Below are 14,797 nucleotides of genomic sequence, written 5' to 3'. Positions count from 1 at the left end.
GATCCACCGCCGCCGGGCCCGGCCCGGACGCCACCCAGAGGGAGATCCACGCGATGCAGTGCGTCGTCACCACCCGGCACGGCAGGTTGCGGGGCATCGAGGAGGGCGGCGTCACCGCCTTCAAGGGCATCCCGTACGCCGCTCCGCCCCTCGGCCCGGACCGCTTCCGCCCGCCGCGTCCGGCCGGGTCCTGGGACGGCGTGCGCGACGCCCTCGCCTACGGGCCGACCGCGCCCAAGGCCCCGTACGCCCCGCCGTTCGACCGGCTGATACCGGAGGTGGACATCCCGGGCGAGGACTTCCTCAACCTCAACGTCTGGACCCCCGGCCTCGACGGCTCGCTCCCGGTCATGGTGTGGCTGCACGGCGGCGCCTTCTCCAACGGCTCCGGCTCGGTGCCGGCCTACGACGGCGGCCGTTTCGCCCGCGACGGCGTCGTCTGCGTCACCGTCAACTACCGCCTCGGCGCGGACGGATTCCTCCACCTCGGCGACGGGACCCCCGCCAACCTCGGCCTGCTGGACCAGATCGCCGCGCTCACCTGGGTACAGGACGCCATCGCGGCCTTCGGCGGCGACCCCGGCAACGTCACCGTGTTCGGCGAGTCGGCGGGTGCCATGAGCATCGGAGCCCTCCTCGCCATGCCGAGCGCGGCCGGTCTCTTCCGCCGTGCCGTCCTGCAGAGCGGTGCCGCCCACCACACCCTGAGCCCCGCGAGCGCCCGGCTGGTCGGCCGCGGGCTCGCCGATCTGCTCGGCGTGGAACCGGCCTTGGAGGCCATCGCGGCCGTCCCCCGCGACCGGCTCACCGCGGCCCAGCAGCAGCTGCGCGCCGCGATCTCCGCCGCCCCCGACCCGGCGCGCTGGGGCGAGGCGGCCCTCAATCTCATGCCCTTCGAGCCCGTCGTCGACGGGGAGCTGCTGCCGGGGCCGCCGATCGAACGGATCGCCGCGGGCGCGGGCGCCGAAGTCGACGTGCTGGTGGGCACCAACAGTGACGAGTTCCGGCTCTTCCTCGTCCCCACCGGCCTGATCGGGCACGTCGGCGAAGAGCTGCTGCGCGCCACCGCCGCGCGCTACGGCCTCGACGCCGGGCCGGACGTCGCCGTCTACCGTGCCCGACGCCCTCATGCCTCCCCCGGTGACCTGCTCGCCACGATCGCCACCGACTGGTTCTACCGTGTCCCGGCCATCCGGCTCGCCGAGGCCCGCACCGGGCAGCCCGGCACCACGCACCTGTACGAGTTCGCCTGGCGGCCCCCCACCTTCGACGGCCTCCTCGGCGCCTGTCACGCCGCCGAACTCCCCTTCGTCTTCGACAACCTGCACGACAGGGCGTTCACCGCTCTCCTGGGCGCCGAGCCCCCGCAACAGCTCGCCGACACCATGCACGCCGCCTGGGTCTCCTTCGCCACCACCGGCGACCCCGGCTGGCCCGCCTACGACCTCGACGAGCGCCGCACCATGCGCTTCGACACCCACTCGGCCGTCCTCGGCGACCCCCGTGCCGACGAGCGCGTGCTGTGGGAAGGCAGGCGATAGGAGGGCGTGGCGCGCCGGCCGCGACACGACACGACAACGACCGGAAGGCCACGTACCCCGGTCCCCACCGCTCACGCGGCAGGGACCGGGGTACGAGATCCTCATCGGCCCTGGGACAGGCCCTACGGCACGCAACTCACGGTGGCGTTCGCCCAGTCGGCGTGATCCAGCGTCTTTCCGTCGTCTCCGTCGCCGACGACCAGGTCGAGCACCTGGGCACCAAAGACATCGGCGTTCAGGGTGACAGCGGCCTGGTGGCCCCTCAGCACCGGCGTGGCGGCGACCTGCCTGCCGTCGGCGAGCACCGTGAAGGTCACCGAGCCGCCACCGTTCGTCTCGTCGTCGACGCCGACGGACGCGGTGAAGCGACCGCACTTCCCGCCCAGGTGGACGGTGACATCACTGTCGGAGTGCGTCCCGAGCCCCTTGGCGTACGCCGTACCGGCGATGGAGATCGGGCGCCCGTCCCCGGCCGCGTCCTCTCCGTTGGAGATGTTCCGCTCCACCGGACCCCAGCCGTTGGTCGACAGGAAGTCCAGATCCGCCAGGTCGTGCGTGCCCGCGCCGGGCGCCGCGGGCGGCGCGGCGACGCTCGTCGCGGCGCCCGCCGACCCCTCACGGGAGGCCCCGGTCACCGACAGCACCGCCGACCACGGGCCGCTGCCGCCCGGGGCGGTCACCTTCCAGGTGCGGGTGACGGTGCTTCCCGCGGGTACGTCCCCGAGCTGCTGCCGGGCCCCGGGCTCCGCCGTCCAGCCGGCCGGCAGCCCCAGCGTGAGCGACGCGTCGCGCGCCGTGCCCCGACGGGGGGTGAAGGAGGCCGTCACCTCGCCGCTCCCGCCCCGCGCGATCGTGTCCGGTGCGTCGATCCGCACATCGGCCGTCGCCTGCGGGTCGCGGTACACGGTGGGCGACCAGCCGGGCGACGCGATGTCCCGGTACCGCAGCGGCGTCGTGTGGTTCCCGTACGCTTCCAGGCTCACGCTGCCGAGGCCGTCACCGTTCGCGTCCTCGCCGATCACGGCGATCGCGACGGTGTTGCGGCCGTGCGTGCGCAGCATGCCGGGCTGGACCGGGAACGTCGTCTGCGGACCCACGTCGTTGACGTACAGACCGGCCATCCAGCCGTTGACGTACACGAGTGCCCGGTACTTCTTCGCCTTGTCGTCCTTCAACGTCAGGCCGAGCGGCACGTCCTGGCCCTTCGGCAGATCCAGGTCGACGGTGGTCCGGTACCAGGACACTCCGGGGGCGCCCGGGCGCGCGTCCGGCAGGGAGACGGACGACCACGCGCCGTCCGGGTAGCCCGGCAGGTGCATGCCGTGCCGCTCGCCGTACAGACCGCCGGTGTTCAGCGGGCCGCGCACCGGGTCGACGAGGTCCTCGCCGCCGAGCGCGCCCTGCAGCCGCCAGCCGATCTGCGCGGTCGAGCCCACCAGGCTTGCGCCCGTCAGTCCGCGCGGCTGCTTGTGGTGGTCGTCCGCGGACCAGTCCTGCTCGTGCGCCGTGTCGGCGGCCAGGACGGCCAGCACGTTGTCCCTGCCCGGCCTCAGCGTCCCGGCGGGGACGTCGAAGCGGTGCGTGGCGTCGTCGCCGCTGCCCAGGTACGTGCCGTTCAGCCAGGCCAGATACCTGCCGCCGCGCCCGGTGGTCGCGTCGACGTTCACCGCGGTCTCGGTGCCGGCCGCCGTGAAGTGTCCCCGGTACCAGATCGAGCCGGCGTGGAAGCCGTAGTGGTCCGCCGACAGGGCCTGCTCGTCGGCGGCGCGCCAGACCGCGTCGTCGAAACCGGGCTGTGCCTCGGGGGTCTCGGCGTGGTACTTCCAGCCACCCAGGGCGGGCGGCGTGAAGGCCTCCGGCCCGGCGAGGGAGGCCCCGGTGGTGTCCAGGGCGCCGTTCGCGGGGCGGCCGTTCCAGGTGACGGAGGCGGCCGGCGTTCCCGTGACGACACGGAGCTCCGCCGCCCTGTCGGTGTCGCCGGTGAGCTTCAGGACGCCGTCGTCGTACGCGCTGGTGCGCAGCAGCTCGGGGCCGCTCGCCAGTACCGGTCCCTGCGGGGTGTCGAGGCGCCAGTAGGTGTCGGCGGTCGCGTCGTCGGCGAGCAGGAGCAGCAGGGGCGTGGAGCCGGGCGGGGTGACGAGGACCTGGGCGAGTCCGTCGTGCGTGTAGTCGAGCCGCAGGTCGCCGCTCGCCGGGTCCCAGGTCTGCTTCACCCGCCCACTGATGACCTCGACCTCGGGCCGGTCCGCGTAGCGCAGCACGGTCTCGCCGTCCTGCCCGTGCCGCCCGTACAGCAGGGCGACGTCGCGCGGGCCGAAGGTGCCGTGGGTCATCAGCTCGGAGGTCGAGTAGCGCAGCTGCTGGTGGTCCATGGCGTAGTCGGACAGGAGCAGCTTGGAGTCGCGGCCGTCGATCGTGAGCGCGGTGCCGGGCTCCTGCGGCACGGACGGGTAGCCGCCGAGGGCGAGGTGGGTGGTGTCCTTCGCCTTGTCGTTGACGTCCTTGTGGCGGACGACGGTGATCCCGGTGCCGTTGTCCGGATTGCGCCGGTCGCGTCGCAGCAGCGCGCTGTTGTCCGGCGCGGCCACGGTGACCTGCTCCGTCTTCGTCAGCGGCGCCACCGACTGCACCAGGTAGCCGAGCCGCTTGTCCACCTGGTACTTCTCGGTCAGCTGCCGGTCCTCGCGGATCGGCGCGCCGTAGTCGTACGAGCTGTAGACCGACTCCGGCGACGCCAGCCATCCCCAGGACGTGCCGCCGTAGGCCATGTAGAAGTTCTGCATGGTGGCGCCGGACGCGATGTTGTTCTCGTACGCGGCCTTCTCGAAGTCGCCGTTGGTGAGCTGCCGGCACTTGTCGTAGCCGCGGCCGCCCCAGGGGTCGAAGGCGCCGCCCTGGAACTCCGCCAGGAAGAGCGGTTCTCCGGGCTTCTTCTCGCCCGCGAGGTCGGGCAGGCCGTGCCAGGTGTCCGGCTGGGAGCAGTTGAAGCCCTGCGGGTACGCGTCGTACCCCTCGATGTCGAGTTCCTTGGTGAATATGCCGTAGTGGTTGCCGGTCAGCGGCACGGTGATGCCGTCGGCGCGCGCCTTGTCGACCAGGTGGCGGATGTACGCGTGTCCGTCGTCGGTGTCCTGGTAGTACTCGTTCTCCACCTGGTAGGCGATGATCGTGCCCGTGCCGTTGGTGAGCTGGTGCCGGGCCAGGATCGGGTCGATCCGCGACAGCCACTCGTCGGAGGCGGCGAGGTAGTCGGGCGCGGTCGAACGGGCCTTGCCCTTCTGGGTGTGCAGCCAGCCCGGGAAGCCGCCGCCGTCGGTCTCCGCGTTGATGTAGGGGCCGGGCCGTGCAATGACGTAGATCCCGACCTCCTTCGCGATGTCGAGCAGCTTGTCGACGTCGCGGATGCCCGTGAAGTCGTACACGCCGGGCTTCGGGGAGTGGAAGTCCCAGTCGAAGTAGATCGACGTGGCGTTGAAGCCGCCCGACTTCATCTTCTGCAGGACGTCGCGCCAGGCGTCCGGGCTGGGCAGCCGCCAGTAGTGGAACTCGCCGGACCAGATGGACAGGGGCTTGCCGTCGATCGTCAGGGCCGTGTCGTCGTGCCCGACCGTGTGGACGGGCTCCGCGGTGTGCGGCGGGGTCTGCGCGGACTGCGCGGCGGTGAGGCCGAGGGATCCCAGCGCGAGGGTGGTGAGCGCGACGGCGAGCCCGCGAGCGACCCGCCTCCCGCGCCTTGATGGCATGGCCATGCCAGTCCTTCCCTTGTTGTCGTCGGCGTACGGAGATCGGCGTATCGGGGTACGCGTGCCGGGATCGGCGTGCCGATCACGTACGCATCACGTTCTGAAAGGTGATGCGCCGGAGCCGCTCTACGCGGGCAGGCCGACGGCGCGGCCGCGGTTGCGGCGCTGCTGGATGACGACGGCGGCGACCAGGAGCGCGCCCTGTGCGACGTTCTGCCAGAAGGTGTTGATGCCCTGGACGGTGAGGCCGTTCTGGAGGGCCCCGAGGAGGGCGACCGCGAGCAGGGTGCCGCCGATGGTGCCCTTGCCGCCCTTGAGGGCGCAGCCGCCGAGCGCGGCGGCGGTGATGGCCTGGAGTTCCAGGCCCTCGCTGCCGGAGACGGGCTGGCCGGAGCCGGTGCGGGCGGTGAGCAGGATGCCGGCGAGGGCGGCGACGGTGCCGGTGAGCGCGTAGCCGGCGAGCAGGTACTTGTTGAGGTTGATGCCGGCGAGGCGGGCGGCGGTGTCGTTGCCGCCGAGGGCGTAGATGTTGCGGCCGATGTCGGTGTAGGTGAGCAGGACGTGGAGGGCGGCCGCGACGAGGGCCAGGATCCAGATCATGACCGGGACGCCGGCGATGCTGCCCCGGCTGAGGAACACGAAGACGGGGTCGCCGAGCACGTAGCCCTGGGCGCGGCCGTCGGACAGGAGCTGGGCCACGCCCTTGTAGGCGGCGAGGCCGGCGAGGGTGGCGATGGTGGGGTTGACCCGGCCGTAGATGATCACGGCTCCGTTGACCAGGCCGGCGCAGGCTCCGACGAGCAGGGCGGCGGCGATGCCGAGCGGGGCGCTGGATCCGGTGGCGGTGAAGACCATCGCGCTGACCACGGAGGCGAGGCCGGTCTGTGAGCCGACGGAGATGTCGAGGCCGCCGCAGATGATGACGACGGTCTGGACGACGGCGAGCAGGCCGGCGATGGTGGCCGCCTCGCCGATGACGCGCATGTTGTCCCAGCTCAGGAAGTTGGCGTTGAGCGAGGTGAACAGGACGACGACCAGGACGAGGGCGCCCATCAGGCTGAGGTTCTGCCCGCCGACGGATGCGAGGGCGGCCCTCGCGCCGCCGGGTCGGCCCGAGGACCCGGAGCCGGCGGGGGTGGGCGCGGGCGGGGCGCCCGGGGTGGTGGCGGTGCTCATCGAAAGGCTCCGGTCGGCAGGTCGGTGGTGGCGGCGGGAGTGGCGGCGGCGAGGTCGTCGGCCATGGCGAGGGCGAGGATCGCCGCCTCGGAGGCCTCGGCACGCGGCAGTTCGCCGGTGACCCGGCCGTTCTGCATGACGACGACGCGGTCGGCGAGGCCGAGCACCTCGGGCAGTTCGGAGGAGATCACCAGGACGGCGACGCCGTCGCGGGCGAGGTCGGCGATGATCTGGTAGATCTCGGCCTTGGCGCCGATGTCGACGCCTCGGGTGGGCTCGTCGAGGATGAGGAGTTCCGGGCGGCGGGCCAGCCAGCGGGCGAGGACGACCTTCTGCTGGTTGCCGCCGGACAGGGTGCGGACCTCGGCCTCGATCGAGGGCGCGCGGACCCGGAGCCGGTCGGCGAACTCCTGGGCGAGCGAGCGTTCCCGGGTCCGGCTGACGAAGCGCTTGCGGCGCAGCCGGGCGTAGCTGACCAGGGCGGTGTTGTCGCGGATGCTCCGGTGCAGGAACAGGGCCTGGGCCTTGCGCTCCTCCGGGGCCAGACCGATGCCGGCGGCGATGGCATCGCGCGGGCTGCCCAGGGTGAGCCGTACTCCGTTCAGGGTGATGGTCCCCGAGTGCACGGGCACGTCGCCCGCGAGGGCGTGGGCGAGTTCGGAGCGTCCGGCGCCGATCAGTCCGGCGAGGGCCACGACCTCGCCCGCGCGGACCTGGAGGCTGATCCCGCGGACGTCGTCGGTGGTGAGGTCGCGGACGTCGAGCACGATCCGGTCGGTGGCGACCTCCTGCCGGACGAAGAGGTCCGACAGGTCGCGGCCGACCATCATGCGGACGATCTCGTCCTCGGTGGTGTCGGCCGCGGGGACGACACCGGCAACGGCGCCGTCGCGGAGGACGGCTATGCGGTCGGCGAGGCGGAAGATCTCCTTCATCCGGTGGGAGACGTAGACCACCGCGATGCCCTCGTCACGCAGGCGTCCGATCAGGGTGAACAGGGCCTCGGTCTCGTGCTCGGAGAGGGAGGAGGTCGGCTCGTCGAAGGCGATCACTCGCGGCGGCGTGTCCCCGGTGAGCGCGCGCAGGATTTCCACCAACTGGCGTTGGGCGGCGGTCAGCCGGGAGCCGGGGAGGTCGGGGTCGAGGACCTTGTCGAAGCCGAGCCGTGCCAGGTCGGCGGTGATGCGGCGGCGCAGCTCGGCCCGGTCGAGGCGGCGCCCGGCGCGGCGGGGCAGGGCGCCGGCGTACACGTTCTCGGCGACCGAGACGTGCGGGATGATCTCGGGTTCCTGCGGGATGATCCGGATCCCGGCGCGGCGGGCATCGATCGGCGAGGCGAGGGAGAGCGGTTTCCCGTCGAGCAGAACCCTTCCCTCGGTGGGCCGGTGGTCTCCGGTCAGGATGCGCAGGAGGGTGGACTTGCCGGCGCCGTTCTCGCCCATCAGGGCGGTGACCCGGCCGGGCGGGAAGGTCAGGGTGACGTCCTGCAGGGCGTGGACGGGGCCGAAGCGCTTGGAGACGTTCTCGGCGGCGAGGCCGAGCGCCTTCTGCGGGGGTTCAGGGGTGCTGGGCATGGATGCGTACCTCTCGGGCCCGGTCAGCTGCAGGAGACACCGGCGGTCTTCCAGGTGGTGGAGTCGACCATCCGGGTCGGGGCGAACGCCTCCGCGGGGAAGGCCTTGCCGCTCTTGAGGCGGTCGTACATCGTCTGGACGGCGAGCGCGCCGACGTCCTTGCCGTTGATGAACAGCGCCGCCTTCATGCCGGACGGCTTGCCGGACTGCCAGTCCTTGCAGGCGAGGTAGGCGCCGAGGCCGACGCCGATGATGTCGTTCGCACCGATGCCCGCGTTCTGCAGGGCGGTGACGCCGCCCTGGACGTTCTCGTCGTTGCAGCCCCAGACGACCCAGTGCTTGACCCCCGGGTTGGCGGTGATCGTGGCCGCGACCTTGTCCTGGGCGCCGGTCGGGGTGTTGTCGGTGGCGACGTCGATGTTCTGCACGGCGGCGCCGGCGGATGCGGCGAACGCCGCCTTCGCGGCCTTGACCCGGTCGCCGCAGACGGTCACGTCCTGCTTCCAGGCGGAGATCGTCCGGGTGTCGGCCGGGTTCCAGCCCGCCTTGGCGTACTCCTGGGCGGCCCGCTTGCCGACCTCGCCGCCCATCTGCGCTCCGCTGAAGCCGATCCGCGGCACCAGATCGCCCTTCGCGCAGGACGCGGGGGCCGGGCCGGTGGTGCAGATCTGGTCGTCGGAGGTGAGCAGGGCGACCTTGGCGTCCCGGGCCGCCTGGACGACCTGCGGGCCGACGGCGGGGTCGGGGACGACGACGATCAGGCCGTTGCTCTTCTGCGCGATCGCGGACTGGACCTCGCTGACGGTCTTGTTGGCGTCGTTGCCCAGGTTGACCACCTTCAGGTCGACCCCGAGCTCGGCGGCCTTCGCCTTCGCGCCGGCGGCCTCGCCGATGAAGTACTCCTGGTCGCCCTGCTTCTGAAGGTAGGTCAGGGAGATCTTGCCCGCCACCGTGTGGACGTCACCGGAGGAGCCGGACGGCGCCTGGCCGCTCGAACACGCGGAGAGGCCGAGAAAAGCGGCGAGGACAGTGGCGGCGGCGGGGGCCACGCGGGCGTGCGGGGTAGGCATTCGAAGGCTCCTGAAGAGGGGGAAGAGACCAGTCGGGCACAACACAACCGATCAGAATCACGCGTAATCCAACGTTGCGGTCAAGCAAACGCCTTGATCATGCAACCGTCAATACCCTGCACCCGAAAGGACCGAATGGCTGCGGATCAAAGGCAGTTGAGGGAGCGGAGCAAGCGCTTTCCGGGCTCCCTCGACGGCTGATGACCAGACAGCCAAGATGGGAGATTCTGTTCGAAGTGCCACCGCGGCACGCCAGAGCCGCAGTCGGAGATCATCCCGGTGACGCAGGCGGCCGAAAGCCCGCGACCGCAGGAGCGTTCCTGCGGTCGCGGGCCATGGTGGTGCCGAACGGCGAAGCGGCCGGACGGTGGTCAGCGTCCGGGCCGCTGATCCGAACTGGCGCGGCGGTCCTGGATCCTGGTGCGGTAGAACCACAGGACCACGGAGAGGGCGAGCAGCGCCGCGGCTATGCCGAGCTCCTTGAAGCCGCCGTATCCGGTGACCGAGAACCCGGTGGCGCCGACGACGAGGATGACGACGAGGACGGCCGTCAGCACCCAGGCGAGCGGGACGAAGACGCCCGGGAGCCGGATCGGGCGCGGCGCGTCGGGGCGGTCCCGGCGCAGCAGGAGGAAGCCCGAGATGGCCAGGGCGTGGGTGAGGATGTAGCCCAGGTTTCCGGTGACGATGATGGCCAGCGGCGTCTTGAGCACGGTGAGCACGAAGACGTTGAGGACGAGGGCGACGGTCAGGGCGCGGGCCGGCACGCCACGGCGGTCGAGGTGCCCGAGCTGGCGGACGGTGAGGCCCTGGCGGCCCATGTCGTACAGCACGCGGGAGCCGTCGGCGAGACCGGTGATCATGATGAGCAGCAGGGAGGCGATGAGGAAGACGACCATGACGTCGGCCGCGCCGCCCACGAGCTTCTGGAAGGCCGCGACGTAGAACGTGGTCGGGTCGCCGGTGATCGCCTTCTCCCCGAGGTAGCCGGACAGGGCCAGGGGAAGAAGGATGAAGACCCCGAGGCAGAACAGCACGCCGGCCCGCAGCGCGCGGGAGGTGTCCTTGACGGTGTCCTTGTACTCGGGGGCGAAGGTGGCGCAGACCTCCACGCCGAACGAGGTCCAGCTCATGACGTACAGCCAGACGATGCCCTTGTGCAGTCCGGCCGTGCCGTGCAGGTCCCAGTGCAGGTTGGCCGCGCTCCAGTCGCCGCTGAGGAACGGGCCGACGATGAAGACGGCGAGCGGGACGAGCAGGGCGCCACCGGTGAGGTAGACCAGCCACATCGCGACGTGCAGGCCGATCATGGCCGCCCCGTAGAGCAGCAGCATGACGGCGAGGCCGACGGCGATGGGGAAGCTGAGGCTCAGCGGGCCGAGGTCGACCGACCAGTCCTGGCCGGGGAACCACTGCGCCTGGACGAACGAGCCGATGATGCCGGCGTAGACGGCGAGTGCGGTGGTCCACGGGATCCAGTACCCGATGCTGGCGATGGGGCCGAAGACGGGTGCGCGGGACTTCCAGGCCTCCGAGGCGTAGCCGGCGATGCCGCCGGAGGAGTCGGGGAACATCGCCGCGAGTTCGCTGTAGATCCAGTTCGCCACCGTGGCGAGGACCATCGATATGGCCCACAGGCCGATCGCACCCCAGGCGCCGAGGCCTCCGATGGAGGCGCCGAGCGAGGCGATCAGTGCGGCGGGCATGGTCAGCGACATGGCGAAGCCGTCGTACCAGCGGATCTTCTTGGCCAGCGCGGGCTGGTCGGTGTCGGTGGGCGGGGACGCGGAGGCGTCGGCGTGGAGTGACATGCGAGCACTTTGAGTCAACGGAAAATCGCCGTCAAGAGTCGCGGATCAACAAAAACGCATGACTTCCCTTGCGGATCCGTGAGGGTTGACGCGGAAAGCTTGACGATGTTTGATCTGCGCCAACGACGGATCGTCCCGAGGAGAAGGCCTGATGTCCACCCAACCCCTGACGCACCAGCTGTTCATCGACGGAGCCTTCACCGACGGCTCGGGCTCCGACGCCTTCGACGTGATCAGCCCCGCCACCGGCGAGCACGTCGGAACCGTCCCGCTGCCGGTCAAGGCCGACCTCGACGCCGCGGTGGCGGCCGCCACCACCGCGCAGCGCAAGTGGGCCGCGGTGAACGTGTGGGAGCGCGCCGCCCTGTGTCACCGCGTCGCGGACGAGATCGACAAGCGACGCGACGAGCTGGCCCGGCTGCAGACCCTGGAGCAGGGCAAGCCGCTCGCCGAGTCCATCGCCGACGTCACCGAGGCGGCCCTGCTGTTCCGCGTCCACGCCGAGGACGCGGTGCGCCTGTACGGCGAGACGCTCCCGTCCCGGGACAACACCAAGCGGATGTTCACCTTCCACCGCGCGGTGGGCGTCTGGGGCATCATCACGCCCTGGAACTTCCCGCTGCTGATGTTCACCGAGTTCGCCGCCCCCGGCCTCGCCACGGGCAACGCCCTGGTGGTCAAGCCGCCGACCCACACCTCGCTGACCGTCCTCAAGGCCATGGAGTGCCTGGTCGCGGCCGGTGTGCCGGACGGCCTGATCAACATCCTGCCCGGCGACGGCCCCTTCGGCGACGCGCTCGTGCGCCACCAAGGCATCCACGCGATCGGCTTCATCGGCTCCTCCGCCACCGGCGCGAAGATCCAGGCCGCCGCGGGCCTGAAGCGCTCCATCATGGAGTGCTCCGGCAACGGCTCCCTGGTCGTCCTCGCGGACGCGGACCTCGACGCCGCCGCGAAGGCCGCCGTCGACGGCGCCTACCCCTGCGCGGGCCAGGTGTGCTGCGCCACCGAACGCGTCATCGTCGACGAGAGCGTCCACGACGCGTTCGTCGAGGCCCTCGTACGGGAGTCGGAGCGCGTCGTCCTGGGCGACCCGTTCGACGAGAAGACCCTCCTGGGCCCGCTCAACAACGAGGCGACCGCGGCCAAGATGGACCGGCACATGGCGGACGCCCGTGAGCGGGGTGCTCAGGTCCTCGTCGGCGGGCAGCGCCGTACCGGGATGCCGACCGACCTCTACTACGAGTTCACCGTCGTCGACGACGTCCCCGTGGACAGCCTCCTGTCCCGCGAGGAGTCCTTCGGCCCGGTCGTGCCCGTCATCACCGGACGCGACGAGGACGACCTGCTGCGCATCGCGAACGACGACCCGCTGGGCCTGCAGGGCGCCGTCTTCACCCGCAGCATGACCTCCGCCTTCCGCTTCATCGAGGAGATGGAGGTCGGCCAGGTCGTCGTCAACGAGTCCAACAACTGGTGGGACGTCAACATGCCGTTCGGCGGCGCCGGCGCCCGGTCCACCGGCTGGGGCCGGATCGGCGGCAAGTGGACCCTCCTGGACATGACGGACCTGCGGACCGGCGTGATCAGCCTGTAGCCGACGGCCCGCAGCCCGTACGCAGTAGCCGTGGCCGGCCCGGCCGCCCGCAGTGGCGGCCGGGCCGGCCACGTACCGCCACCGCAGCTCTTCCCTGACGAGGACCCATGACCGAGACGACCCAGCCCACCGACCACCGTGCCCGCCTGAGCCACGCGTCCCCCGCCGCGTTCTGGCTGGAGCGCGACGAGCGGCCGGATCCCCAGCCCAGACTCACCCAGGACACCCGCTGCGACCTCGCCGTCGTGGGTGGCGGATACACCGGCCTGTGGACGGCGCTCCTGGCCAAGCAGCGCGATCCCGGTCTGGACGTCCTCGTCATCGAACAGGCGACGTGCGGCCACGCCGCCAGCGGACGCAACGGCGGCTTCTGCTCGCCCAGCATCACCCACGGCCTCGCCAACGGAGCCGAACGCTGGCCGGACGAGATCGGCCTGCTGCAGCGCCTCGGCGCGGAGAACTTCGACGCCTTCCGGCGTGACCTCGACACCTTCGGCATCGACTGCGGCTTCGTCCGCAGCGGCAAGGTCACCGTCGCCGCCACCCCCTGGCAGAGCGCCGGGCTGCCCGGGGCCGTCGAGCTCGCCAACCGGCACGGGGAGAAGGCCCGGCTGCTCGACACCCGGGAACTGCGCGAGTACGTCGACTCCCCGCTATGGAAGACCGGCATGTTCACGCCCGACTACGCGCTGCTCGACCCCGCCCGACTGGTGTGGGGACTGCGCCGGGCGTGCCTGGACCTCGGCGTCCGCATCGCCGAGCACACCGAGGTCACCGGCCTCGACACCCGCGCTCAGCCACTGAGGCTGCGCACCCCCTACGCCGAGGTGAGCGCGAAGCGCGTCGCCCTGGCCACCAACATCTACCGCCCGCTCCTGCGCCGCCTGTCCCTGTCCATGCTCCCGGTGTACGACTACGCCCTCGTCACGGACCCGCTCACCGACGAGCAGCTCGCCGCCATCGGATGGCAGGGCGCCCACGGCATCACCACCGCCGGAAACCAGTTCCACTACGTGCGCAAGACCGACGACAACCGCATCCTGTGGGGCGGATACGACGCCATCTACCACTACGGCAGCAGCACGCAGGAGCACCTGACCCAGCGGCCCGCCACCTTCACCACGCTCGCCGGGCAGTTCGCCGAGACGTTCCCGCAGCTCGACGGCGTACCGTTCTCCCACGCCTGGGGCGGCATCATCGACTCCACCACCCGCTTCTGCATGTTCTCTGGAACCGCCGCACGGGGCCGCGTCGCCTACGCGCTCGGCTTCACCGGCCTCGGCGTCGGCGCGACCCGCTACGGCGCCGAGGTGATGCTGGACCTGCTCGCCGGCCGGAAGACCGAACGACTGCGGCCGACGATGGTCCGCCGGCCGCCCGTCCCCTTCCCGCCGGAGCCGGTCCGCTACCTGGGTGTGCAGGCCACCCGGCTCTCCCTGGCCCGCGAGGACGCCCACGGCCGCCGCAACCTCTGGCTGCGCACCCTCGACCGCCTGGGACTCGGATTCGACTCGTGAACCGGCGCCGCCTGTGACCGGTCACAGGCGGTGACCCGTCACAATGAACCGGACCCCCTCACGGGGGTCCGCGCCCCCCACATAAGCCCCAGTCAGAGGCAGATAACACAGAGAGACCCTGAGCACCTCCATGACGCAGCAGGAAAGCCCGCTCGACGACACCGACCGGCGCATCATCGCGATCCTCCAGGCCGAAGGCCGGCGACCCTACAGCCAGATAGCCGAGGATCTCGGCATCCCGGCCTCCTCCGTCCGTTACCGCGTGCAACGGCTGGAAGAGAACGGCATCCTCCAGGTCGTCGGCATCGCCAACCCCCTGACCATCGGATTCGACCGATTCGCGATGATCGGCCTCAAGGTCCGGCCGGGAACCGCACGCGAGGTCTGCAGGAAACTGGGAGAACTCCCCGAGACCTCGTACGTGATCATGACCACCGGCCAGTACGACGTCATGGCGGAAGTCATCTGCCGCGACACCCAGCACTTCACCGACCTCGTCAACGAACGTCTGCACCTGATCGACGGAGTCACCGCCACCGAGTCCTTCTTCGTACTCGAAGTCCACAAACTCGCCTACGGCTGGGGGGTCGGCGAGGTCGAATCGCGCACGGCGGAGAGCACCTCCCCCGCCGGGATCGACCAGCGGCCCGAATCACCAAAGAGCCTGCCGGCCACGAGCCGCCGGCGCTCACCGGCTCCGAACCGGTAAGCAGCTGTCGTCGTTCCGGTCCTGAGGGACGGGCGTCGGACGGGAGCCCCGATCGGACG

9 protein-coding genes are annotated in these 14,797 nt (G+C 71.3%); 4 read left to right on the top strand and 5 right to left on the bottom strand.

From position 1 onward, the window contains the following. The first annotated feature begins 53 nt into the window (after window positions 1–53). Window positions 54–1,541: a carboxylesterase/lipase family protein gene (locus tag ACFYU9_RS24545; RefSeq protein WP_389345994.1), complete on the top strand. Its 1,488-nt coding sequence runs from the start codon at window positions 54–56 to the stop codon at window positions 1,539–1,541. Between the two features lie 122 nt (window positions 1,542–1,663). Here ACFYU9_RS24545 and ACFYU9_RS24540 read toward each other — a convergent pair whose 3' ends face one another. The 5 genes from ACFYU9_RS24540 to ACFYU9_RS24520 all read right to left on the bottom strand — a co-directional run bounded on the left by ACFYU9_RS24540 (window position 1,664) and on the right by ACFYU9_RS24520 (window position 10,915). Next, window positions 1,664–5,290 carry a beta-galactosidase gene (locus ACFYU9_RS24540; RefSeq protein WP_389345993.1) on the bottom strand — a complete coding sequence of 1,209 codons (3,627 nt, stop codon included), beginning with the start codon at window positions 5,288–5,290 and terminating at the stop codon, window positions 1,664–1,666. A 120-nt stretch (window positions 5,291–5,410) separates the two neighbouring features. Next, complete coding sequence (locus ACFYU9_RS24535; RefSeq protein ID WP_389345991.1) at window positions 5,411–6,460, bottom strand: ABC transporter permease; 1,050 nt, start codon at window positions 6,458–6,460, stop codon at window positions 5,411–5,413. After that, a complete protein-coding gene (locus tag ACFYU9_RS24530; protein ID WP_389345990.1) occupies window positions 6,457–8,034 on the bottom strand; it encodes a sugar ABC transporter ATP-binding protein in 1,578 nt (525 codons plus the stop codon). The genes ACFYU9_RS24535 and ACFYU9_RS24530 overlap by 4 nt, the downstream gene beginning before the upstream one ends. A 23-nt stretch (window positions 8,035–8,057) precedes the next feature. Beyond that, a complete protein-coding gene (locus tag ACFYU9_RS24525; protein WP_389345989.1) occupies window positions 8,058–9,104 on the bottom strand; it encodes a substrate-binding domain-containing protein in 1,047 nt (348 codons plus the stop codon). 371 nt (window positions 9,105–9,475) lie between these two features. Then, entirely contained in the window at window positions 9,476–10,915 is a 1,440-nt protein-coding gene (locus ACFYU9_RS24520; protein ID WP_389345988.1) for an APC family permease, read from the bottom strand. Between the two features lie 151 nt (window positions 10,916–11,066). Here ACFYU9_RS24520 and ACFYU9_RS24515 point away from each other — a divergent pair, with 151 nt between their 5' ends. The 3 genes from ACFYU9_RS24515 to ACFYU9_RS24505 all read left to right on the top strand — a co-directional run bounded on the left by ACFYU9_RS24515 (window position 11,067) and on the right by ACFYU9_RS24505 (window position 14,738). Beyond that, window positions 11,067–12,512: an aldehyde dehydrogenase family protein gene (locus ACFYU9_RS24515; RefSeq protein ID WP_389345987.1), complete on the top strand. Its 1,446-nt coding sequence runs from the start codon at window positions 11,067–11,069 to the stop codon at window positions 12,510–12,512. 107 nt (window positions 12,513–12,619) lie between these two features. After that, window positions 12,620–14,029, top strand: a complete 1,410-nt coding sequence (locus tag ACFYU9_RS24510) for an NAD(P)/FAD-dependent oxidoreductase (RefSeq protein ID WP_389345986.1) — start codon at window positions 12,620–12,622, stop codon at window positions 14,027–14,029. Window positions 14,030–14,159: 130 nt separating this feature from the next. Further along, the gene (locus ACFYU9_RS24505; protein WP_389211747.1) at window positions 14,160–14,738 is read left to right on the top strand and encodes an Lrp/AsnC family transcriptional regulator; all 579 of its coding nucleotides are present in this window, start codon (window positions 14,160–14,162) and stop codon (window positions 14,736–14,738) included. The last annotated feature ends 59 nt before the right edge of the window (window positions 14,739–14,797 follow it).

The sequence above is a fragment of the Streptomyces sp. NPDC004327 genome, assembly GCF_042873935.1.
Lineage (GTDB): Bacteria > Actinomycetota > Actinomycetes > Streptomycetales > Streptomycetaceae > Streptomyces.
Note: the sequence above shows the minus strand (reverse complement) of the source record. Positions and strands in the feature narration are given on the sequence as shown.

Bases quoted from the DNA above. Each gene is read 5' to 3' on its own strand.
- ACFYU9_RS24505 (WP_389211747.1), top strand. From the start codon at position 14,160: ATGACGCAGCAGGAAAGCCCGCTCGACGACACCGACCGGCGCATCATC.
- ACFYU9_RS24525 (WP_389345989.1), bottom strand. From the start codon at position 9,104: ATGCCTACCCCGCACGCCCGCGTGGCCCCCGCCGCCGCCACTGTCCTC.
- ACFYU9_RS24545 (WP_389345994.1), top strand. From the start codon at position 54: ATGCAGTGCGTCGTCACCACCCGGCACGGCAGGTTGCGGGGCATCGAG.
- ACFYU9_RS24540 (WP_389345993.1), bottom strand. From the start codon at position 5,290: ATGGCCATGCCATCAAGGCGCGGGAGGCGGGTCGCTCGCGGGCTCGCC.
- ACFYU9_RS24520 (WP_389345988.1), bottom strand. From the start codon at position 10,915: ATGTCACTCCACGCCGACGCCTCCGCGTCCCCGCCCACCGACACCGAC.
- ACFYU9_RS24515 (WP_389345987.1), top strand. From the start codon at position 11,067: ATGTCCACCCAACCCCTGACGCACCAGCTGTTCATCGACGGAGCCTTC.
- ACFYU9_RS24510 (WP_389345986.1), top strand. From the start codon at position 12,620: ATGACCGAGACGACCCAGCCCACCGACCACCGTGCCCGCCTGAGCCAC.
- ACFYU9_RS24530 (WP_389345990.1), bottom strand. From the start codon at position 8,034: ATGCCCAGCACCCCTGAACCCCCGCAGAAGGCGCTCGGCCTCGCCGCC.
- ACFYU9_RS24535 (WP_389345991.1), bottom strand. From the start codon at position 6,460: ATGAGCACCGCCACCACCCCGGGCGCCCCGCCCGCGCCCACCCCCGCC.